Origin of the sequence: Neotabrizicola sp. VNH66 (assembly GCF_049445895.1) — a bacterium.
Taxonomy (GTDB): Bacteria; Pseudomonadota; Alphaproteobacteria; order Rhodobacterales; family Rhodobacteraceae; genus Pseudogemmobacter.
Map to the genome: position 1 here is coordinate 1 of NZ_JBMSDW010000012.1, position 22422 is coordinate 22422.

Consider the following 22422-nt stretch of genomic DNA (forward strand, 5'->3'; position numbering starts at 1 on the left):
AGGGCCGCATTGTAGGCGGGCCAGTTCGTCGTGCGGTAGCGGGCAGAGGAAGGCTTCGGCATGGACCGAATCTAACGCTCAGGATTCACGACGTGAATCCGCATCACCGATAAGTGCAACAACGTCCCCTGATCCAAGGTTTCCCTTGCGTGGGCATCCGCTGCATATATGCTAATCCTGTAATCGGCGTTTCTGTAAGGTAACAGATATGCTCGAACGTCGGGAGAGGGGCGCGCGGCATGGAGCTTCGGCATCTGAGATATTTCGTGGCGGTCGCGGAAGAGGAGAATATCACCCGGGCCGCGCAGCGCCTTGGTATCCAGCAGCCGCCGCTAAGCCAGCAAATTCAGGCGCTGGAACAGGAACTTGGCGTGACGCTGTTCCTGCGCAGCCCCCGCAGCGTGAAGCTGAATGCTGCGGGCAAGCTGTTTCTGGGTGAGGCGCGCAAGGTCATTGCCGCCGCCAAGGATGCGATGCAGCGGGTGCGGGAATTCGATCTGGGCAAGGAAGGCACGCTGCGGATCGGCATGACCAGCTCGGCCTCGATCCATCAGCGCACGCTGCGGATCATCCGCAACTACCGCGAGGCATTTCCGCTGGTCACCATGAAGGTGGAAGAGGGCGCCAACCACGATCTGCTGATCGCGGTCGAGCAGGAGGGGCTGGACGTGGCCTTCGTCCGGGCCGATACCGAATCCTACACGGATCTGCAGTCCATCTGTGTCGATATGGAACCCGTGCTTGTGGCCCTGCCTGCGGGGCATCCGCTGTCCGCGGCCGAACAGATCCATCTGGCCGATCTTGCGGAAGAGAATTTTGTGCGGTTCCGGCAGGTCAATGCATCCGGCATCTGGAACCAGCTGGAGAAGGCCTGCCTTCAGCAGGGCTTTGTGCCGCGTGTTACTGACGAAACCCCGCGCATCCTTTCGGCCATCCATATGGTGGCGGGCGGGTTCGGGCTGACGATCCTGCCCAAAGCCCTGTCGGCGTTCCAGAACCCCGATGTGGTTTTCCGGCCCTTGCACAGCGACACGACCTTCCACGTTCCGCTGAATATGGTGTTCCGCAAACATACGATTGCGCAGGCCGAACGCCGGTTCGTCGAAATCGCCTCTGCGGCCCGGCACGTCCGGGAACCGGCGGATGCGGCAGGGGTCTCCTGACCCGGGCCGTCCGCCGGTCACTGCTGGATTGCTGACCGTTCATCCGGCCCGGGCCAGTGCCACGGCATCCGGACCTGCCGGATAGTGCAACTGATCCGTTCCGTCGGTCACCGCCTGCCAGACCGCCTCGGCCACATCGCGTTCCTGCGTGACCAGCGGCGGATTGGCGAAAGCGGCAAAGATGGGCCGGGCGAAATCGGCGTAAGGCGCGGGGATCATGTCCTCGATGGCAAAGTCGATGTTCTGAGAGAAGCGCGTGGTCGGGGCATAGCCGGGCTCGACCAGCTTCACCCGTAGGCCGAAGGCTGCCATCTCATGGGCCAGCGATCCGGTGAAGCCGGTGATGGCCTGCTTGCTGGCGGTATAGGCGGCGGCCAGTGGCATCGAGGTCAGCGTCACGCTGGAGGTGACGTTGACGATAACCCCCGCGCGGCGCGCCCGCATCTGCGGGATCACCGCCTGCACCATCGCCATTGTGCCAAAGGTGTTGGTGTCGAATATCTTGCGGATGTAATCCATAGGGGCGGCCTCGAAGGCGCCGACAAGGCCGATGCCCGCATTGTTGACCAGCGCGTCGATGGGGCCTGCGGCGTCGATGGCGGCGACGATGCTGGCCGGGTCGGTGACATCCAGCGCCAGCACCTCGGTGCCTTCGGGCAGCAGCCCGGCGCGCGGGGTCCGCATGGTGGCGATGACGCGCCAGCCTTTGCTGTGGAAGTGACGGGCGGTTTCAAGGCCGTAGCCCGAAGAGGTTCCGGTGATGAGGACGGTGTTCATGGCGTTTTCCTGTTCTGGTTGACAGGACGGATGTAACGCGCATGATCAGGACGATCATCAATCCATGATCCGGAATAGGTTTGCGATAGTCCTGAATGTCCGACCCCCTTACCCAGGTTATCGAATTGTTGCGCCCGCAGGCCGTCTTCTCGAAAGGGATCAGCGGTGCCGGGACCTGGGCGGTGCAATATGCCGATTTCGGCCGCCCCGCTTTTGCGGCGATGACGCTGGGCAGCTGCCGTCTTGCGGTCGAGGGCGAAGATCCGGTGGTGATCGAGACAGGCGATTTCGTGCTGCTGCCCGCCACGCCGACCTTCAGCATCTCCAGCCTGACGCCCGGGCCTGTGCAGCGGATCGCCGCCAGTTCCGCGCCGCCGCAGCATGAGGTGCGGTATGGCCGCCAGACCGGCCCGGATGAGATGCGGCAGGTCGGCGGCTGGTTCGCCTTCGGCATGCCCGATGCCGCCCTGCTGGTGACGCTGCTGCCCCGAATGATCCACATCCGCGGCATTCCCCGGCTGACCCAGCTTGTCCTCATGCTGGGGGACGAGGCCGCGCGGGACGAGGCGGGCAGCCAGCTGATCCTTGAAAGACTGGTCGAGATCCTGCTGATCGAGGCTTTGCGTGCCGCACCGGCGCAAACCGCGCAACCGGGCCTGCTGCGCGGGCTGGCCGATCCGCGCATCGCAGCGGCGCTGCGCGGCCTGCATCGTGACATCGCGCATCCCTGGACCATCCCCGATCTGGCAGGCGAGGCGGGCATGTCGCGTTCCGCCTTTTTCGAGCGGTTCACCCGGCTCGTCGGGACGCGGCCGATGGAATATCTGACCGCATGGCGGATGGCCGTTGCCCGGGATCTGATGCGCCGCGGCGGCATTGCGCTGGAGGCGGTGGCCGCGCGCGTCGGCTATGGCTCGGCCAGCACCTTCAGCACGGCGTTCAGCCGCCACACCGGCCAGCCGCCGGGACGGTTCATGAGGGGCGCGGCGGGAGAGGGATAGACGCGCCCGGCCCCGGCTGCATCATGAAATCCGCCGCATCGGCAGCGTGGCGGCCAGTGCGAAGGCCAGAACGGAAAAGCCGCAGACCGTTGCGAAGACGACGGCGAAGGCGCGCGATATGATGGCTGGTTCATATGCCGCCAGTGCACCGGCCTGACCGGGACCGGCCAGTCGGTCCAGCGCAATCGACAGCGCCACGCCGGCCAGCGCGGTGCCAAGCGCGGCACCGATGTTGCGGCAAAGGTTCACCAGACCGGCACCGATGCCCAGAAAGCCCTCGCCCGCGGTGGCCGAGACGGTGACCTGCACGACGACCATGATGCTGCCGATGCCGAAGGACACCGCCCCCAGCAGGACCGAGACGGTCCCGTTGCCCAGACCACCCGACAGAAGGGTCAGCCCCGCCAGCAACGCCGCCGTCTGCACCATGCCGGTCATGGTGATGGCGGCAGTGCGGCCGCTGCGCCCGACCACCTGACCCCAGATCGTGGCGCCCAGGCCAAGGCCGATGGTCATGGGCAGGATGGCCCAGCCCAGATCCTGCTGCGCCACCCCGCGGGCGGTGCTGAAATACAGCGGCACGAATGCGATCAGCGCACCGACCTGCGCGCCCTGACACAGGGCCAGCAGATTGGCCCGCCACAGGGCGGGATGAACCAGCAACGCCGGGGGGACCAGCGGCGCTGCCGCGCGGCGCTCGGTCCGGACAAAGACCGCCGCGGCCAGAACCGTCACCGCGGGCAGGGCCAGCAGGGCCACCGGCACGGCAGAGAGCGGCGGACGCAGCAGGAACAGGAAGGTCAGAAGCGACACCACCGTCACGGCCAGCAATGCAAAGCCCGTCAGGTCAAACCGGAACCGCTGTCCTTTCGCCGCGCTGCGCGGCAGGCGCAGCACCAGATAGATCGCCACAAGACCCAAAGGCGGTGTCAGCAGGAAGACCGACCGCCAGCCCAGATGATGGCTGAGCACGGCGCCGACCAGCGGCCCGGCCATGTTGGCGGTGATCGACAGGCTTGCGATGAACCCCTGATAGCGGGCCCTTTCCCGGGCGGGAACGCTTTGGTTGACCAGTGCCATGGCCACCGAATGCATGGCGCCGCCCCCCATCCCCTGCAGCGCACGGCTGGCCAGCAGCATGGCAAAGTTCTGGGACATGGCACACAGCAGGCTGCCCGACATGGCAAGGAGAACGGCCACAACAAGGATTTCGCGCCGCCCCTTCGCATCGGCGATCCGGCCGAAGACCGGGGCGGACAGGGCTGCGGCCATCAGATAGGTGACCATCACCCAGACCACTGCGCTGCCGCCTTCCATCGTGCGGGCAATCTCGGGCAGGGCGGTGGCGACGATGCTCTGATCGACCATGCTCAGCAGGATCGGCAGCGCAATCAGCGGAAAGACCCGCAAGAACACGGCCCGGCGTGGGGGCGGTTCAACCTCAGTCATGACGGGCCTGCCTTCGGAACGGAATGCCGGGCCGCGCAGGTGCCGCGCGGCCCGGACAGTTTGTGCAACAAAGGCGGGGGCTTATTCCATACCGGCCGCGACCAGAGCCTGCCACTTGGCATATTCGGTGTTCATGTAGTCCTGAAACGCCTTGGCATCCCAGTCCTCGAACCGAACGCTCTGCGAGGCGGTGAATTCCTTGCCCTTGTCGGTCAGCATGATTTCCGCGGTCAGACGGTTCAGCATCGCGACATCCTCGTCACTGACCCCGGCCGGAGCGAAGAAGCCGAACCATTGCGACGCCTCCACCTCGGGATAGCCCTTTTCGGCGGCGGCGGGCACGTCCGGAAATTCGGGCCGGCGGCCCTCGCCCAGATAAAGGATGCCCACGCCCTGTCCGTCAGTCAGATAGGGGGCCGATGAGCCGACCGAGCCGACATAATAATCGGCCCGGCCTGCAATCACCTCCAGCATGGCCTCGCCCGAGGATTTCATGTGCAGGACGCGCGGCTTCAGCCCCAGCTCGTTCGACACCATCGTTCCCACGAAATGGGTGGATGAGCCGACGCCCGCCGTGGACATGACGACCCCGCCCGCCTGCGCCTTGGCGAACAGATCTTCAAGCGAGGTGATCCCGGCCGAGATCGAGCCGATCACCATGAATTCGTTGAACCCGAGGACGGAGATCGCCTTGAAATCCTTGATCGGATCATAGCCCGCATTGGCATTGGCCGCAGGTGCCGTCAGGAAGGACGAGCTGGAGAACAGCAGCACCGATCCGTCGCCGGGGCCGCGCGCCACTTCGGCCGTGCCGACCACGCCGCCGGCGCCGGGCTTGTTCACCACGATCACCGGCTTGCCCAGCTTCTGCTGCAGCGCATCCGCCAGATAGCGGACGAAGGGATCGGTCGATCCGCCGGGGTTGAACGGCACCACGATCTCGATCTTGGATTGCGAGGCGATGTCGGCCTGGGCCGTGCCCGCCACCGCAAGGGCGCAGGCCATTGCAAAGGTGCGGAAAAGTGTTTTCATCTGAGGGGTCTCCCGGTGTTGCCGCCGCTGCCGTCGTCCGGGCTGCTGGCGGGATGATGGATGATCCGCGGCCTTAGGCGGACAGGATGATCTCTGTCAGCGCATCCGGCTGATCGAGCATGACGTGATGACCGCAATCAAGGCGCGCTGCCGTCCAGCCGGGGCCGGTCTCCGCGGCCGCGGCATAGCGGTCGAACGAGTCGTTCGGATAAAGCGTGCCGCGCACATAGACCTTGCGCGCCACTGCTTCGCGGCCCCCGGTCAGGGTGATCGGTGTCACGGCCACGCCGTTCGGCTGTGGCGTCATCCGGGCGTTGACCCATTCGGCATCTTCGGCGCGCGCCAGCTTGAACACCGCGGCATCCGGGGCGGGGCGGGCGGCCTCTCCCTTGGCCAGCGACTCGTCCAGGATCTGGCGGATCCGGGGCGAGGTCAGGTCGCGCCCGGCCTGTCCCGTCTCGGGCACGAAGGCATCGACAAAGACCACCGCGGCCGTCCGGTCTTGCACCGCATCCAGCGCCCCCGAAACCGGCCAGCCGCCGTAGGAATGCGCCACAAGGGTCACATCTGACAGGTCTTCCCAGCGGTAAAGGTTCACGATGTCGTCGATATGGGTCTGCAGGACGATGTCGCGGCTCATCAGATGCGATCTGTCCGCCAGCCCGGTCAGCGAGGGCGTCAGCACCCGGTGGCCTAGCGCCTCCAGCCGTTCGCGCACGGGTTTCCAGCACCAGCCGCCATGCCAGGCGCCATGGATCAGCACGAAGGTCCGGCCCGCCCCGGCCGCGGATTGCGCGCGGGCAGGGTGGGGCGCGGCCAGTGTGACGGGCAGGGCCGCCACCGCCGCAAGGCCTGCGGCCATGACCCCCCGTCGCCCCATGCGGCGGGGCGTGTCTTCAGGTAACAGCATGCCTTTCTCCTCCCCAGAAAGCTTGCGGTTCCGATTAGGTCCGGCAGGGGTTCAGCGAACAACTGACCTTCGGTTCTGCCTCGCCAAGCTTGGGTTATGACATTGCCGCTTCCCCGGCCCCGCCCTGCCGATGGATCAGCGCATCCACCCCCAGCCCGCCCTGCGGCAGGGCTATGAACGGGTTGATCTCGACGCTTTCGATGGCATCGGGCCGGGCGGCGATGAACTGCGACACCTGCACGATGGCTGCGGCAATGGCCTCCAGATCGGCCTTGGGCTGGCCCCGCGCGCCGTCCAGCACCGCAAAGCTGCGGATCGCGCGGATCATCTCCAGCGCCGTGTCATGGCTGACCGGGGCGGTGCGCAGCACCGTGTCCTTCAGCACTTCGGTATAGATGCCGCCCAGACCGAACATCACCACCGGGCCGAAGGTCGGGTCGCAATGGGCGCCAATGATGGTCTGGGTGCCGCCGGTGATCATCGGCGCCACGGTGACGCCGCGGATATGGGCGCCGGGCATCGCACGGGCGGCGTTCCCGGTCACTTCGGCAAAGGCCGCGCGCACCGCCGCCTCGCCCGAGAGGTTCAGGGCCACGCCGCCGACCTCGGATTTGTGGGCGATTTCGGCCGAGAGCACCTTCAGCACGACCGGCCCGCCGATGGCTGCGGCTGCGGCTGCGGCCTCGTCGGCGCTGGCGGCCACATGTTCGGCGGCAAAGGGCAGACCCGCCGCGGACAGGAGTTCCTTGGACCGCGCCTCATCCAGTGCACCTTCGGACGGGAAGGGGGGCAGGGTGCCGACCTCGGGCACCACAAGCGGCTGGCGGCGCACATCGGACAGGCTGGCCGCGGCGGCCAGCGCCTTCACGCAGAACACCGGGTCTTCAAAGACCAGATAGCCCAGATCCTCCAGCTGCTGGCGATACTCCGGGGTGGTCTGCACGCAAAGCGCCAGCTGCATCGCCGGAAACTCGGCCCGCAGCGCGCGCAGGGGTTCGGCCAGAATTTCCATGTCGCGCGCATTCCGGCCCGCATTGGCAAAGAACAGCATGGCCGATCCATAGGGCCGGTCGCGCAGCACCCGTTCCACCGCGCGGGTCAGCATGGCGCGGTCCCCCACGGTCTGGGCCGTGGTATCCACCGGGTTCAGCCCGACCGCCAGCGGCAGTTCGGTCTGGATCGCGGCCAGCGTGGCATCCGAGACGGGGGGCAGCTCCAGCCCGCTTTCCATGGCGGCATCGGTGGACATCACCCCCACCCCGCCCGAGACGGTGACGATGGCCAGCGTCCGGTCGGGCGGCAGGATGCCCTTGGCGCAGGCATAGGTCACATCCACCATCTCGGTCAGGGTGGCGCAGGACCACGCCCCCGCCTCGCGCAGCACGGTTTCGAACACCTGGAACGATCCGGCCAGCGCCCCGGTATGCGAGGCGGCCACGGTCTGTCCCGCCTCGGTCCGGCCGGATTTGAACACGACCACCGGCTTTTTCATCCGCCGCGCGGTGCGCAAAGCCCGGATCAGCGCCGGACCGTTGCGGCAGCCCTCCATATAGAGCATCAGCACATCGGTATCGGGGTCCTGCGCCATCCATTCCAGACATTCGGCGGCCTGAACATCAGCCTCGTTCCCGGTGGCGACGAATTTGGAAATCGCCATGCCGCGGCTGATGACAAGATTCTGCAGATAAGAGCCGACGGCCCCGCTTTGGCTGACCATGCCCACCCGGCCCACGGCGGGGGTGCCGCGGTCCATCGCGGTGGAGAAGGTCGAGAACACCCGATCCGCCGTATTGAACGACCCCATGGCATTCGGGCCCAGCAGGCGCGCGCCGGACTCGCGGATCATCTTCAGCATCCGCGCCTGTGCGGCGGCACCTTCTTCGCCCGCTTCGGCAAAGCCCGCGCTGAACATCACGATCGACCGCACCCCCGCGGCGCAGGCATCGGCTACCGCCGCCTCGGCCTGACGGGCGGGCACGGCGATGATCGCCTGATCCACCCGGTCCGGGATCGCCGCGGCGGTGGGATAGGCGCGCAGCCCCTGAACCTCGGCCCGGGTCGGGTTGACGGGATAGACCTTCACCGCCGAGCCCGAGGCGATCATGTAGCGGATCGGCCGCCCGCCGATCTTGCGCGGGTCATCCGAGGCGCCGATCACCGCAATGCTTTCGGGGCGGAACAGGGCATCCAGCCCCGTGCTGTCGGTCTTCACGTCCATCTTAAATCCTCCCTTCGGCCCACTGCCCGGCGGGCGCGGCCAGATCCATGAAATAGCGGCGCTGCGCGGTGCTGTTGCCCAGCCATCCGGTCAGGGCGAGGCAGCGTTTCACATGCAGGCTCAGGTCGTTTTCCTCGGTGATGCCCATGGCACCGAACAGCTGGATGCTTTCGCGCATCACCCACAGCGCGGTGTCGTTCAACCGCGCGCGCAGCCGGGCCGCCTGCATGCCGAAAGCCACGGGGTCATCCGGCAGCGCATCCAGCCGTTCCAGACCGGCGGTCAGCACCGCCCGCGCCAGCCTTTGCCGCACGAACATGTCGGCGGCGCGGTGCTGCAGCGCCTGAAAGGCGCCGATGGGCTGGCCGAACTGGCGGCGGGTCTTCAGATGCTCCAGCGTCAGATCCATCATCCGGTCGATATGGCCCATCAGCTCGGCCCCGATCAGGACCGAGGTTTCATCCAGCGCCCGGCGCAGCGCGGCGGCGGCCTGCGGCCCGGCGGCAAGGGGGACGGCTTCGGTCCCGTCCAGCCGCAACCGGCCAAGGGGCGCGCCATCGGCGCGGCGGTCGAAGGTCAGCGTGACGCCCGGCGCATCCACGGCGATCATTGCCAGCACGGTCTGCCCGTCATCCTGCGCGGTGACCAGCATCTGCCGCGCCCCCGGGGCCCCAGCGATCCAGCCCTTGGTTCCGGTCAGCCGCCCGCCTGCCCACCGCATGTCCCGCGGCTGCGGGTGGGCGAAATCCTCCGCCCCCTCTTGCCAGGCCAGCGCCAGAGGTAAGGTCCCCCCGGCCAGCCCCTCGCACAAGGCGGTGTCGCCCCCGGCCAAGGCAAGGCAGCGCCCGGCCAGAAACAGCGCGGGGAACGGATCGGCGGTAAAGCACCCGGCCAGCCCCTCGGCCACCAGCGCGGCGGCGGAAAGGCCAAGACCCATGCCGCCCGCCGCCTCTGGCAGGGCCAGCGCCAGCCAGCCCTGTTCCGCCATCGTGGTCGCATCCGCCGCCTGCGGGCCGGTCGTGCTGTCCCGCGCGGCCCGGATCGCCGGGCCATCGCCATGGCGTTCCGCATGGCGGGCCACGGCGTCACGCAGCATGGCTGCGGTCTCTGGGTCCAGACGGCTCATGTCCGACGCTCCGCCGCGGGCAGGTTCAGCACCTGCCGGGCCAGGATGTTGCGGTGAACCTCATTCGTGCCGGCGAAGATCGTCGGTGCCCGGCTTTCCCAATAGGGTGCCAGCAGATCCGCGGCCCCTTCGCCCAGCATCGCCGCATCGGTGCCGGTCATCTCCAGCAAAAGTTCCGAGACGGTCTGGAACACGCTGGTGGACCAGATCTTCAGTGCGGATATTTCCGTGCCCACCTTGCCGTCGGTGCGGACCAGATCGGCGAAACCCGCGTACATATCCTGCGCATCCTGCGTGTCGAAAATCGCCTGAGCCAGCCGGTCGCGCCACAGGCTGTCGGCCAGCAGGCCCCGCGCCGCCGCCTCGCGCCGCAGCGCGATCAGCACCTTCAGCGCGCGCCGCGGCGATCCGGCCCAGATCCGTTCGAACCCCAGCAAGGACCGCGCCACGGCCCAGCCCTTGTCCCGCTCTCCCAGAATGCAGTCCAGCGGAACGGAGACGGCATCGAAGAACACCTCGCAGAAATCAGGATGGCCCGAGAGGTTTTCGATGGGGCGCACGGTGATGCCGGGCAGCGCCATGTCGATCAGGACAAAGCTGATGCCCTCCTGCTTTGCCCCGCCGCGTGCGGTGCGGATCAGCCCGAACATATGCGTCGCCACATGGGCCGAGGTGGTCCAGATCTTCTGGCCGGTGATGATCAGGCGGTCGCCCTCGACCCGGCCGTCGCATTGCAGGCTGGCAAGGTCCGATCCGGCGGCGGGTTCGGAATAGCCCTGACACCAGATATGCTCTCCCGCATGCATCGCGGGCAGATAGCGCGCCTTCTGCGCCTCCGTGCCCCAGGCGATGATCGCGGGACCAAGGTTGCGCACCCCGGCATCATGCAGCCAAGGGGTTCCGGCGGCCTCCATCTCCTCGATAAAGATCAGATGCCGGTCGGGCCGCAGGCCCATGCCGCCATAATCCACCGGCCAGCCGGGGGCGATCATGTTGCGCCGGTGCAGCGCCTGATACCACGGCATCGTGACCGAGGCGGGGTAGCGGTGTGGATAATGCCGCAGCGCGGGCGGGCAATCGCTGTCGATAACCTGCCGCAACGCCTGCCGGAACTCCGGCTCCGGCATCAGGTTCCAGTCGGGGTTCGGCATGGGTCAGCGGCCGTGATAGACGCCGGGGCGCTTTTCCATGAAGGCTTTGATCGCCTCCTTGTAATCCTCGCTCTGGTTCAGGAAGGACTGGGTATAGGCTTCGACATCCAGATAGGTGTCCAGATCGGTCGAGGTCGCCACCTCGAACAGGTGCCGCGTCATGCCAAGCGCCAGCGTGGGCAGCGTCAGCAGATGGCGGCAATAGGCCTCGGCCTCCTCCTCGATCCGGTCATCGGGAACGACGCGGCTGACCAGCCCCATCTCCAGCGCCTCGGCCGCGCCAAGGATGCGCGCGGAAAACGCCAGTTCCTTGGCCCGCAGCTGGCCGATATGGCGGATCAGGAAATGCACCGCCCCGCCATCCGGGGCCAGCCCGCGCTTTGAAAAGATCATCGAGAACCGCGCCGTGTCCGAGGCGATGACAACATCCGAGGCGAGTGCCAGGGACCAGCCGAAGCCCACCGCCACACCGCGCACGGCGCAGACGACGGGTTTCTCCAGCGCGGCCATTTCGCGCGCCACACCGGCCACACCGCGCTGCATCCGGGCGCGGGCGCTGCTTTGGGTGTCCTTGCCCATCTGCGACACATCGGCCCCGGCGCAGAAATCGCCGCCCTCGCCGCGCAGCAGGATGACGCGGACCTCGGGGTCAAACCGCAGGTCGTGCAGCATCCCGGCCAGTTCGTAGCGTTCTTCGGGCGTCAGCGCATTCTTGCGGCCCGGCTTGTCCAGCGTGATGCGGCCGATGCCGTCGATCTTTTCCAGACGAATGCCCATCACGGGTGATCCTTTCGCAGCACGGTGGCACGGTCGGCCCGTGCACGGTCAAAAGCGTCTTCGGCAGCGCGGAACTCCGCCGCCAGTTCGTCGACAATGGCAGAGACCGGCTGCACCGTGCGGATCAGGCCGATGCCCTGCCCGGCGCCGCGGATGTCGCTCCAGGCCTTGGCTTCGGAGCGCCCGCCCGCCTTGTAACGGTCCTTGTCGCGGCTGGCATTGGCCACCTCTTCGGGGTCCAGCCCGGCGGCCACGATGCTGGGTCGCAGGTAATTGGCGGGCAGGCCGCTGAAGAACGGGGTATAGACCACATCCTTCAGTGCCGAGTTCACCACCATGTCGCGGTAATCCTGCGGCGCGCGGCTTTCTTCGGCGGCGATGAAGCGGCTGCCCATATAGACCATATCGGCCCCAAGGCTCAGTGCGGCATGGACGCCCGCGCCGGTGCCGATGGCCCCGGCCAGCACAAGCGGGCCGGACCAGAACCGCCGCACCTCGGCGACGAAGGCAAAGGGATTGGCCGTCCCCGCATGCCCGCCCGCGCCGTTGCAGACAAGGATCAGCCCGTCCACCCCCTGTTCCAGCGCCTTTTCGGCATGGCGGACCGTGGTTACGTCATGGAACACCAGCCCGCCATAGCCATGCGCGGCCTGCACCAGATCGCCCGGCGGCGACAGCGAGGTCAGAAGGAGCGGCACCTTGTTGTCCACGCAGACCTGCGCGTCATGGTCGAACCGCCGGTTCGACTTGTTCGAGATCAGGTTCACCGCAAAGGGTGCGGCGGGCGTGTCGGGATGGGCGGCATCATGCGCGGCCAGCCCTTCGGCAATGATGTCCAGCCAGACCTGAAGCTCGCTTTCCGGGCGCGCATTCAGCGAGGGGAAAGAACCGACGATCCCCGCCTTGCACTGGGCGATGACCAGTTCATGCCCCGAGACAAGGAACATGGGCGAGGCGATGACCGGCAGGCGCAGGCGGCCGCGGAACGGCAGGGGCAGGGTCATGCGGTTTCCTCCAGCACGGCATAATCGGGTGCGGCGTGGCCATCGCCCAGAAGCGCGCGCCCCGCGTCAAGCACGGTGACATTCCGCGCCTCGACCCGGGCGCGGAAATGGGCGCGGTCCGGCCCGGTCCAGATCTGGAACCGCACGGTTTCCCCCGGAAAGACCGGGCGCGAGAACCGGCATTCGACCGAGCGGATGGCCGCGACATCGCCCCCCGCGGCCGTGGGCAGCAGCGCCCGCACTGCCAGCCCGTAAGTGCACAGCCCGTGCAGGATCGGCCGGTCGAACCCCGCCTTGGCCGCATAGGCCGGATCGGCATGCAGCGGGTTGCGGTCATTGTTCAGCCGGTAGATCAGCGCCTGCTCGGGGCGGGTGACCACATCGACCTCGGCATCGGGGGCGCGGTCGGGGCAGGGGGTGGCGTCCGGCACAGGGCCGAAGCTGCGGCCAAAGCCGCCATCCGCCCGGCAGAAGGTGGAATGCAGGACCGAAGCCACCGGCGCGCCGGTCTCCGCATCGAACATCGTCCGCGCGGCATGGATCACTGCCCCCTTCTCGCCCTTGTCCTCGACCGCGGCGACGCGGGCCCGGGCAACCAGCCGTCCCTCGGGCGCCAGCGGGCGGTGCAGGAAGACCCGCTGTTCGCCATGCACCACCTTGGCCAGCGTGACGCCCAGTTCGGGCGCGGCGGTCCAGCGGCCCGGATGGCACAGGATCGTCGCCATGGTGGGCACCGCCTTCAGCCCCTTTTCAAAGACGAAGGGCAGGTCCTGAGCGGACAGCGGGTCCTGGCCAAAGCCCAGGGACACGGCGTAAAGCAGGCTGTCGGTTTCGGTATAGCTCTGGGACAGCGACGGGAACCGCCAGCCTTCCAGCGCATCGACATTCAGCGGCATCGCCCGCCCTCCCTGTTCAGATAGGATCCCAGCCGATCACATCCTTGGTCCGCTCGGCCGGGGTGAAGGCCGATGCCCAGGCATTTGGGAGCCGTTCGGCCAGGGCATCGACCGTCCAGCCATCGTCGCGGTGCATGGTGCGGATGGGACGCGGCTGGTTGTAGAGATAGACCTCGTTCCCGCGGGCGCCGAAGATCTGGCCGGTGATCCCCGCCGCCGCGTCCGAGCAGAGGAACGCCGCCAGGGGGGCGATCTGGTCGGCACGGGTCTTTGTCCGGCGTTTCTCCATCTCGCGCTCCTGCTCTTCGGGGGTCTTGCCGGGGATGCTTTCGATCATCCGGCTGAAGGCATGCGGCGCGATGCAGTTCGACCGCACCTTGAACCGCGCCATATCAAAGGAAATTCCCCGGCTGAGGCCGACGATGCCCATTTTCGCCGCCGCATAATTCGCCTGCCCGAACGATCCGATCAGGCCGGAGGTGGAGGTCATGTGGACGAAGGCCCCGCCCTCCTGCGCCTTGAAATGCGGCGCGCAGGCATGGCTGATGTTGAAGGCGCCGAACAGGTGGACCCGCAGCACCGCCTCGAAATCGGCGGGAGTCATGCGGTGGAAGATCACGTCGCGCAGGATGCCTGCGCTGTGAACGGCACCGTCGATCCGGCCAAAGGACGACAAAGCGGTGCCGACCATGGCCTGCGCGCCTTCGGCCGTGGCCACGGAATCGCCGTTGATGACGGCCTTTCCGCCTTCGGCCACGATCAGGTCCACCACTTCCCGCGCGGGTGAGGCATCGGTGCCTTCGCCGGTCAGCGAGGCGCCCAGATCGTTCACCACGACTTTGGCCCCGTTTCGGGCGGCGCAAAGCGCGATCTCGCGGCCGACCCCGCGGCCCGCGCCGGTGACGAGGATGACTTTGTCTTTCAGAAGCTGGGCGGTCATGTCTGGGTCCGTTTCGTCAGAGTGTGGATTGCGTGCCAAGGATCAGCGTGGCCTGTCCGGCCAGAACGCCGCCGTTCCCATGGGCGATGGCAGTGTCGTGGCGGGCGACCTGCCGGTCCCCGGCCTCGCCCCGCAATTGCCGGGTGGCCTCGACCATGGTGAACAGGCCGAACATGCCGGGGTGGCAGTAGGACAGCCCCCCGCCCGAGGTGTTCACGGCCAGCCGCCCGCCGGGGGCGATGCCGCCATCCTGCACGAAGCGCCCGCCCTCACCCTTCGGGCAGAAGCCGAGGTCTTCCAGGAACAGAAGCGTGGTGATGGTGAAGGCGTCATAGACCTGCACCAGGTCAATCTCCGCGGCTGTCAGCCCGGCCATGGCATAGGCCTGCGCGCCGGATTGGGCGGCGCCGGTGACGGTCAGGTCGGGCATCTGGCTGATGGAATGGTGCTGCTGTGCCTCCCCCGTGCCCAGAAGATAGACCGGCGCCTTGCGCAGGCTGGCGGCGCGGTCGGCCCGCACCATCACGACAGCGGCCCCGCCATCGGTGACAAGGCAGCAATCCTTGACCCCCAGAGGCGACGAGACCATGGGCGCCGCCAGCACATCCTCGCGCGTCAGCGGGCGGCGGTCGAAGGCCTTGGGGTTCAGCTGCGCCCAGCCCCGCGCGGCCAGCGCGATATCGGCCAGATCGCTGCGGGTGGTGCCGTAAAGATGCATGTGCCGGGCCGCCGCCATGGCATAGCCGGTCACCGGCAGCCGCGGCGCATAGGGCGCATCGTATTCGTTCATGTCGCGCTGCGGGGTGAAACTGCCCCGCGCACTGCGCTGCGTCGATCCGTAGGCGATGACCGCGACATTGCAGAGCCCGGCCTCCAGCGCCAGCGCGGCATGGGCGGCAAGGCTTTGGAACGATGCCCCGCCGATGAAGCTGGAATCGAAGTATTTCGGCTGCAACCCCATGTATTCACACAGCGACAGCGTGGGCATCCGCAGCTGGCTGGCCGCGCAGAAAACGCCGTCCACCTCGGCCAGCGACAGGCCGCAATCCTCCAGCGCGGCAGTCACCGCCTGCGCCATCAGATCCAGCGGGCTGGTGCCCGGGGCCACGGTGCCAAGGTCGCTTTCGGCCACGCCGACAATCGCGCTGCCGCCGCGCAGGGGGGCCGCCCTCATGCTGCGCCCTCCCAGATGAACACCGGCAGCGGTGCCGCGCCTTCGGCGGCGGCGGGGCGCAGGGTCACCCGGACCCGGCGGCCGATCTCTTCCGGCTCTCCTGTGGCGCCATCGACGGTGGACATCATGCGAAAGCCTTCATCAAGGTCGATCAGCGCCACCGGATAGGGATCGCCCTTCACCGGATGCACGCGAGAGATGGAATAGACCGTCCCGAGCCCGGCGCTGACCCGCCATTCCAGCGGCGCCTTTCCGCCATGCGGGCAGACGAGGCGCGGATAGAACACTGCGCGCCCGGTGTCGGGGCTGAACTGATAGGCCAGATGGCCCGCGCGCAGATAGTCCTGCCACTGGATCAGCGGCGATCGTTCGATGCTGTTCATGTTCCCCCCCGGGCCCGTGCCGGTGGACAGGTCCGCAGCGGCATGGCCATTGCGTCGCGCTGTCCTCTCCCTCTGACCCCCGAGAATAGGGGTTTGAGGCAAAGGCGCAACTTGGCTCCGCTCACCCATGCCTAATGTTTTGTTATAGGATGTGCCGCGTGACGGGCGCCGCCGCCCGAGCAAAAAATCCGGTCAGCGCGGCGGAAAACCTGTCCGGATTCTCGATATTGACCGAATGGCCGCCGTCCAGATCGGCGACAACCAGATTTGGCCATAGTGCGGCCAGCGCGGCGCGGTCAGGCTGGAAGGCACGCTCATGCCGCCCGTTGATCAGCAGCGTCGGCACCGCCGGCGCCGAATCCGGCAGATGGCGCAGCGAGATTTCCGGCCCCACATGCGCGATCAGGCGGAAATAGGTTGCAAGGTCGATCCGGTCGGCATCCTCGGACAAAGCCGCGCGCAGGCCGGGGGGAAAGCGGCGGGCGTGGCGGGGGTGGAACACCTCGCGCCGCAGCGCCTCCACCCCGTCGCGCGCCAAAAGATCCAGACGGCGCGCACGGGCGGCGGCCTCCTCCGGATTGTCGGCAGCGCGCAGGATCACGCGGGCATTGGTGAAGGCCTGCGCGATCACCCGGTCAGGATGGCGGCGGGCATAGTGCAGGGTCAGCCCGGCCCCGAAGCTTTGCCCACAGACAAACCAGCGCGGGATCTCCAGATGCGCCCGCAAAGCCTCGATCCCGTCCAGCAGAGCCGCCAGCGTGAGCGCGCCGGGATCGGCGGGCGGCGGGCTGGTGCCATGCCCGGGCAGGTCGATCCGGACCAGATTGAACCGCGGGGCCAGCGCGGCCAGATTGGGCTGCCAGTGGCGGGCATTGGTCAGCATGCCATGCACCAGAAGAAGCCAGGGCCGCTCCGGCCCGGTGAACCGCACGATCGCGCGCATCGGATGAATCCTTTCCCCGCAGACAGGAACGGGCGCGGCCCGTGCCACGCCCGCCCGTCGTTTTCCTGTCGCAGGCGTCACTCGTCCGCGAACATGTCGTCGCGGTTGGCACGCGCCTTGGGCAGCAGCATCAGCACCACCAGCACCACCGCCAGACCCAGCATCACCGCCGGCACCGCACTGTCGATGAAGGTCAGCAAAGAACCATCCGACAGGACCAGCGCCCGGTTGAAGTTCTCTTCCAGCATCGGACCAAGGACAAAGCCCAGAACCAGCGGCGCCGGTTCGAAGCGCAACAGCTTCAGCACCACGCCGATCACCCCGAAGACCGCGGTCAGATAGAGGTCGAACGAGGCGAAGCCCGAGGCATAGACGCCGATGCAGCTGAACATCACGATGCCGGGGAACAGCAGCCGGTAGGGCACGCTGAGGAGTTTGACCCAGATCCCCACCAAGGGCAGGTTCAGCAGGATCAGCATCAGGTTGCCGATCCACATGCTGGCGATCAAGCCCCAGAACAGTTCGGGCCGTGAGGTGATGACATTCGGCCCGGGCTGGATGTTGTGGATCATCAGCGCCCCAAGGATCAGCGCCATGACCGGGCTGCCGGGAATGCCCAGCGTCAGCGTCGGGATGAAGGCGGTCTGCGCCGCGGCATTGTTGGCGGATTCCGGCCCGGCCACCCCTTCGATGGCGCCCTTGCCGAATTCCCCCGGGTGGCGCGAGACCCGCTTTTCCACGCTGTAGGAGATGAAGGAGGACATCGAGATTCCCGCCCCCGGCAGCACGCCCAGGATGGCGCCGATGCCGGTGCCGCGCAGGATGGGGGCCGCCATGCGCCGGAAATCCTCGCGCCCGGGCCAAAGCCGGTTGATCGGACTGGATTTCGCATCCGGTGTGGTGCCGCCCGCAAGGGTCGAGAAGATTTCGCCGAAGGCGAACAGACCCACGGCCAGAACGATGAAGTCGATCCCGTCCCACAGCGGCATCAGCCCGAACGTATAGCGCAGCATGCCGGTGTTGGAATCCGTCCCCGCCAGCCCCAGAAGCAGACCCAAGAGCACCATGGACACCGATTTCAGCATTGACCCCGAGGCCAGCGAGACCGCCCCCACCAGTCCCAGCGTCATCAGCGCAAAGTAATCCTTCGGACCGAAGCCAAGCGCCACCTTGGTCAGCGGGGCGGCAAAGGCCGCGATCAGCAGCGTGCCCACGGTCCCCGCGAAGAAAGAGCCGATGGCCGCGGTGGCAATCGCCACCCCCGCCCGGCCCTTCCGTGCCATCTGGTAGCCGTCCAATACGGTGACGGTCGAGGCGGTCTCTCCCGGCAGGCTCATCAGAATGGCGGTGGTCGATCCGCCATAGGCCGATCCGTAGTAGATGCCCGCCAGCATGATCAGCGCGGACAACGGCTCCAGCCCATAGGTGAAGGGCAGGAGGATGGCGATGGTGGCCAGTGGCCCCAGCCCGGGCAGCACGCCGATCAGCGTGCCCAGAAGCGCACCGGCCAGCGCATAGCCCAGATTGACCAGCGTCCCGGCATGGCTGAAGCCCATCAGGATGTTGTCCCACATGATCTCAGCCTCCCCAAGGCCAGGCCGGAACCTGAAGGTCCAGCAGATAGCGGAACAGCACCACCGCGATGGCGGCCAGCACCGCCGAGGTCGCCAGCGCGGCCAGCGGGGACAGCAGCCGCGACCCCGCCCCGATGGCCGTGATCGACACGAGACAGGTCAGGAACAGCCCCGCCACCGGCAGAAGAAGGCCGAAGAGGACAAAGCCCGAGGCGATCACCACCAGACACCACAGGTGCCAAAGGCTTGGCCGCAGGGGCGGTTCGGGCGTGGCGGTGCCGGTGCGATCAAAGCCGCCCCACAGGATGCCACCGCCGCTTAGCGTCAGAAGACCCGACAGGAGCAGCGGAAAGAACCCCGGCTCCGTCTGGCTGGGCGTGCCGATGCCATAGCCGATGGCCGCGGCCCCGGCGGCGATGCCGGTGCAGACCAGTAGCCCGCCGCCGATGACATCGCGCATATCCCTGATGATCATTGTTTCCCCTCCCCCCTTTTCCGTTCCCGGTCCCGGCGCTGCCGCAGCGGCGGCAGAGCGCGGATCACGCCCCGGGGACGGCCACGTTCAGCAATGCGTCCAGCATGATCACGCCCTCTCCCTCGGGCAGGATCAGCAGCGGATTGACCTCGGCCTCGGCAATCTCTGGCGCAAGGGCCAGCCGCGACAGATCGGCCACCGCCTGTGCCAGCGCGTCCAGATCGCCGCGCGGGCGGTTGCGGTAGCCTGAGAACAGCGCCATGCCCCTGACCTCGGCGATCATGTCCCGTGCGGTGGCCGGATCGACCGGCGCCGGGCGCACCGCGCTGTCGCGGTAGATTTCGGTCATGATCCCGCCCATGGCCAGCGTGACCATCGGCCCGGCCACCGGATCGCGGGTCAGGCCCACCAGCACCTCGCCCAGACCGCGGCGCATTTCCTGCACCAGAATGCCGGTCAGCCGGTAGCCGGGCCGGTAGGCGGCGGCAGATTGCTTCATCGCGGCGATCGCCTCGGCCAGCGCGGCGGGGTCGGTTACGCCCACCCGGATCGCCCCGGCTTCGGTCTTGTGCGGCAGGTCGGGCGAGATGAGCTTGACCACCACGGGCCAGCGCAAGCCGTGATCGGCCGGAAGCGTGCCCTCCGCGGACAGAACCACCGCGGCAGGGCCTTGCAGGCCAAGCGTGGCCAGCACCGCCGCCGAAGTCGCCTCATCCTGCGGGCCTTCGGGCAAGGCGGCGATGCGGGCCTGCGTCTCTGTGGGCAGATCGGTGTCGACTGCCGGGGCAGGCGGATCGCGGAACAAAGCCGCAATCGCCTCGGCACAGGGGCCGACACTGCGGAAGGCGGGGACGCCGCCTGCCTCCAGCATCGACAGGCTTTCGGGCGCATGCGGCAGTGGAAAGGCCAAGACCGGTGCCGCGCCCGGTGCCGCCTCGGCATGGGCATCGACGATGGGTGCCACCGAAAGCTCGGGGTTGAACTGCGCCGACGATCCGATGACCACCAGCAGAAGCCCGGTTTCCGGATCGGCCGTAAGGGTGCGGACGACATCTTTCATCGCCGCATAGCGGGTGCCTGCCAGCGTCACATCCACCAGCTTGCCATGGCCCAGCGGAATGCCCTGCGCCGACAGGCGGTCGCGGGATACAGCGGACAGCCCGGCAATGGGCACGCCGCGCAGCGCCAGCTGGTCCACCACCATCGCCCCGCCGCCACCCGTGGTGGACACCACCGTCACCGCCCGCGGCCGCTCCGCCTGCCGCGCCACACGCGACAGGGTGGCGGCCACGGGGATCAGCGATTCGAACATCTCGACCTCGCAGATGCCGACCGAGGTCAGGAAGGCCGAGACCGACCGCGCCGCGCCGGTCAGCGCCCCGGTGTGCGAGACGGACAAGGCCTGTCCCTCTTCACTGCGGCCGATCATATAGGCCACGACCGGCTTGCCGCGGGCTTGCGCGCCGCGGGCGAATTCGGCCAGCGCGTCGCGGTCGCGGATGGTTTCCAGAAACAGGATGAAGCCATCGGTGCCCGGATCGTCCAGCAGAAGCTGCCCCAGCCGCCCCACGCCCGCGCCCGCCTCGTTCCCGGTGGAGATCAGCGCCGAAAAACCCACGCCATCGGCCGCGCCGCGCGACAGCATGGTGCCGATCACGCTGCCGCTTTGCGACAGGACGGCCAGCCGTCCCTTGCGCATACCTTCTGCGCGGAAGGCCGCGTTGGTGGTGCAGACAAAGCCCGTGGCGGTGGCCACAACCCCGGTGGAATTCGGCCCGATCAGCAGGATGCCCGCGCGATCCGCAATCTCCATCAGCCGCGCCTGCCGCGCCCGGCCCTCCTCGCCCGCCTCGGCAAAGCCATCGGCCAGAACCGAGACGACCTTGACCCCGGCCTTTGCGCAATCCTCCAGCGCCTCGATGGCGGGTTCGGCATTCAGCAGCAGATAGGCGTGATCCACCCCGCCCGGGATGTCCGAGACGCGCTTCCACGCCTTCAGCCCACCAATCTCATGACGCGTGGGGTTGACCGGGCAAATCCGCCCCTGCCAGCCGTTGGCCTGCAGGAACTCCAAGGGTCGCGCGGTCAGCTTGCCCGGCGTGCCCGACACGCCCACCAAGGCCACGCTTTGCGGCGCGATCAGCGCCTGCCGCAGTTCGGCATCGGTAAACCCTGTCACGACCTTGCGCCCCCGCGCTGGTCGAAGCGGCGGTCGAAGATGCCCTCGGCAATGCGGTTGCGCAGGATTTCCAGCGAGCCACCGGCGATCATCCAGCCGCGGGTGCGCCGCAGGCAGTATTGCGCGGTGCTTTCCTCGGAGAAGCCAAGGCCGCCCAGAATCTGCACCGCCTCATTCGCGGCAAAGAACCCGGCTTCGTTGCAGGCCAGCTTGGCCAGCGCGGTATCCTGCGCCGAGGGCAGCCCGCCCGCATCGGCCGCATTCACCGCAGCGCGCATCAGCAGCAGTTCGGCCGCGGTCAGCTTCAGCTCCATATCGGCGAATTTCCACTGCAGGCCCTGGAATTCGGCCAGCGGGCGGCCGAACTGGCGCCGCACCAGCGCATGGTCGCGCGCAAGGTTGAAGGCATGCCGCCCCACCGCCACCGCCCGCGCCGAGTTGCCCAGACGTTCGACGTTGAACCCGGCGATCTGCTTCTTGAACCCGCCCGCACCCAGCAGGACATTCGCCTTCGGGATGAACACGTTGTCGAAATAGAGCGGCGACCACGACTCGCCGTTCATGAACTCGGACGGGCGGCCGATGGTGAACCCCTCCATCCCGCGTTCCACCAGGACCGAGCCGATGCCGCCCGTTCCCGGCCCGAAGCGGGCATAGACCAGATAAACCCCGGCCTCGACACTGTTGGTGCCGAAGATTTTCGACCCGGTCAGCCGGAATCCGTCGCCATCCGGGGTCAGCGCGCTGGTAAGCTCGGTGACCGCGGATCCGGCATCCGGCTCTGACATGCCCAGAGAGATCAGCGCCTTGCCGGCCAGCAGGCCGGGTAGGAACCGCTCTTTCTGGTCCGGTGTCGCATATTCCACGAAAGTGCGGATCGGACCGAAGTTGCAGGCCTGGATCACATCGCCCGACCGGGGGCAGACCTCGGCCACGGCACGGATGGCCAGAACCGCATCGACCAGAGAGCCGCCGGCCCCGCCGTCCGCCTCGGGGAAGGTGATGCCCAGAAGGCCCATCCGGGCGAACTGCTGCGCCACATCCCACGGATATTCCCGGGCCGCAGCCCGCTGCGCGGCGCCCTCGGCCAGCTCGGCCACGGCAAAGCGGCGCACAGAATCGAAGAAGAGCTGCTGCTCCTGCGTGAGTTTGAAATCCATGTGCTGACTAAGGCCCCCTCCGTCGATCAATCTCACTTTGACCGAAGCCGGAACCAAAGATAACGATGCTTGTGGTCTAGCATGGGAAAC

General features: G+C 67.6%; 20 protein-coding genes. 2 read left to right on the top strand and 18 right to left on the bottom strand.

Annotated features, from left to right (window positions below; all coding sequences use genetic code 11):
* The first annotated feature begins 239 nt into the window (after positions 1–239).
* Complete coding sequence (locus ACO2Q5_RS16105; RefSeq protein ID WP_423292884.1) at positions 240–1163, top strand: LysR substrate-binding domain-containing protein; 924 nt, start codon at positions 240–242, stop codon at positions 1161–1163.
* A gap of 39 nt (positions 1164–1202) precedes the next feature.
* On the opposite strand, the gene ACO2Q5_RS16110 is transcribed toward ACO2Q5_RS16105, so the two are convergent.
* The gene (locus ACO2Q5_RS16110) at positions 1203–1940 is read right to left on the bottom strand and encodes an SDR family oxidoreductase (RefSeq protein ID WP_423292886.1); all 738 of its coding nucleotides are present in this window, start codon (positions 1938–1940) and stop codon (positions 1203–1205) included.
* Between the two features lie 95 nt (positions 1941–2035).
* Between ACO2Q5_RS16110 and ACO2Q5_RS16115 the strand changes: the two genes are divergently transcribed.
* Positions 2036–2941 carry an AraC family transcriptional regulator gene (locus ACO2Q5_RS16115; RefSeq protein WP_423292888.1) on the top strand — a complete coding sequence of 302 codons (906 nt, stop codon included), beginning with the start codon at positions 2036–2038 and terminating at the stop codon, positions 2939–2941.
* A 21-nt stretch (positions 2942–2962) separates the two neighbouring features.
* On the opposite strand, the gene ACO2Q5_RS16120 is transcribed toward ACO2Q5_RS16115, so the two are convergent.
* The 17 genes from ACO2Q5_RS16120 to ACO2Q5_RS16200 form a co-directional block, all read right to left on the bottom strand.
* Positions 2963–4390, bottom strand: coding sequence for an MFS transporter (locus tag ACO2Q5_RS16120; RefSeq protein WP_423292890.1), 1428 nt, complete (start codon positions 4388–4390; stop codon positions 2963–2965).
* Positions 4391–4471: 81 nt separating this feature from the next.
* Positions 4472–5422, bottom strand: a complete 951-nt coding sequence (locus ACO2Q5_RS16125; protein ID WP_423292892.1) for a Bug family tripartite tricarboxylate transporter substrate binding protein — start codon at positions 5420–5422, stop codon at positions 4472–4474.
* A 73-nt stretch (positions 5423–5495) separates the two neighbouring features.
* On the bottom strand, positions 5496–6332 hold the full coding sequence (locus ACO2Q5_RS16130; protein WP_423292894.1) for an alpha/beta fold hydrolase: 837 nt from the start codon (positions 6330–6332) through the stop codon (positions 5496–5498).
* Between the two features lie 94 nt (positions 6333–6426).
* A complete protein-coding gene (locus ACO2Q5_RS16135) occupies positions 6427–8550 on the bottom strand; it encodes an acetate--CoA ligase family protein (protein ID WP_423292896.1) in 2124 nt (707 codons plus the stop codon).
* A gap of 1 nt (position 8551) precedes the next feature.
* A complete protein-coding gene (locus ACO2Q5_RS16140) occupies positions 8552–9676 on the bottom strand; it encodes an acyl-CoA dehydrogenase family protein (protein WP_423292898.1) in 1125 nt (374 codons plus the stop codon).
* Positions 9673–10827 (bottom strand): acyl-CoA dehydrogenase family protein, encoded by a 1155-nt coding sequence (locus ACO2Q5_RS16145; protein ID WP_423292900.1) that lies wholly within the window; start codon positions 10825–10827, stop codon positions 9673–9675. Before ACO2Q5_RS16145 ends, ACO2Q5_RS16140 begins: the two co-directional genes overlap by 4 nt.
* A 3-nt stretch (positions 10828–10830) precedes the next feature.
* On the bottom strand, positions 10831–11604 hold the full coding sequence (locus tag ACO2Q5_RS16150; protein WP_423292902.1) for an enoyl-CoA hydratase/isomerase family protein: 774 nt from the start codon (positions 11602–11604) through the stop codon (positions 10831–10833).
* Positions 11604–12608: an NAD(P)H-dependent flavin oxidoreductase gene (locus ACO2Q5_RS16155; protein ID WP_423292904.1), complete on the bottom strand. Its 1005-nt coding sequence runs from the start codon at positions 12606–12608 to the stop codon at positions 11604–11606. Before ACO2Q5_RS16155 ends, ACO2Q5_RS16150 begins: the two co-directional genes overlap by 1 nt.
* Positions 12605–13504 carry a MaoC/PaaZ C-terminal domain-containing protein gene (locus ACO2Q5_RS16160; RefSeq protein ID WP_423292906.1) on the bottom strand — a complete coding sequence of 300 codons (900 nt, stop codon included), beginning with the start codon at positions 13502–13504 and terminating at the stop codon, positions 12605–12607. The genes ACO2Q5_RS16155 and ACO2Q5_RS16160 overlap by 4 nt, the downstream gene beginning before the upstream one ends.
* 16 nt (positions 13505–13520) lie before the next feature.
* Positions 13521–14444, bottom strand: a complete 924-nt coding sequence (locus tag ACO2Q5_RS16165) for an SDR family oxidoreductase (protein ID WP_423292908.1) — start codon at positions 14442–14444, stop codon at positions 13521–13523.
* Between the two features lie 16 nt (positions 14445–14460).
* On the bottom strand, positions 14461–15618 hold the full coding sequence (locus tag ACO2Q5_RS16170) for an acetyl-CoA acetyltransferase (RefSeq protein WP_423292910.1): 1158 nt from the start codon (positions 15616–15618) through the stop codon (positions 14461–14463).
* Positions 15615–16001, bottom strand: a complete 387-nt coding sequence (locus ACO2Q5_RS16175; protein WP_423292912.1) for a Zn-ribbon domain-containing OB-fold protein — start codon at positions 15999–16001, stop codon at positions 15615–15617. The genes ACO2Q5_RS16170 and ACO2Q5_RS16175 overlap by 4 nt, the downstream gene beginning before the upstream one ends.
* A gap of 142 nt (positions 16002–16143) precedes the next feature.
* The gene (locus tag ACO2Q5_RS16180) at positions 16144–16944 is read right to left on the bottom strand and encodes an alpha/beta fold hydrolase (RefSeq protein WP_423292914.1); all 801 of its coding nucleotides are present in this window, start codon (positions 16942–16944) and stop codon (positions 16144–16146) included.
* A gap of 77 nt (positions 16945–17021) precedes the next feature.
* Positions 17022–18518 carry a tripartite tricarboxylate transporter permease gene (locus tag ACO2Q5_RS16185; RefSeq protein ID WP_423292916.1) on the bottom strand — a complete coding sequence of 499 codons (1497 nt, stop codon included), beginning with the start codon at positions 18516–18518 and terminating at the stop codon, positions 17022–17024.
* A 4-nt stretch (positions 18519–18522) separates the two neighbouring features.
* Positions 18523–18993, bottom strand: a complete 471-nt coding sequence (locus ACO2Q5_RS16190) for a tripartite tricarboxylate transporter TctB family protein (RefSeq protein WP_423292918.1) — start codon at positions 18991–18993, stop codon at positions 18523–18525.
* Between the two features lie 64 nt (positions 18994–19057).
* A complete protein-coding gene (locus tag ACO2Q5_RS16195) occupies positions 19058–21172 on the bottom strand; it encodes an acetate--CoA ligase family protein (protein ID WP_423292920.1) in 2115 nt (704 codons plus the stop codon).
* Positions 21169–22332, bottom strand: coding sequence for an acyl-CoA dehydrogenase family protein (locus tag ACO2Q5_RS16200; RefSeq protein WP_423292922.1), 1164 nt, complete (start codon positions 22330–22332; stop codon positions 21169–21171). Before ACO2Q5_RS16200 ends, ACO2Q5_RS16195 begins: the two co-directional genes overlap by 4 nt.
* Between the last annotated feature and the right edge of the window lie 90 nt (positions 22333–22422).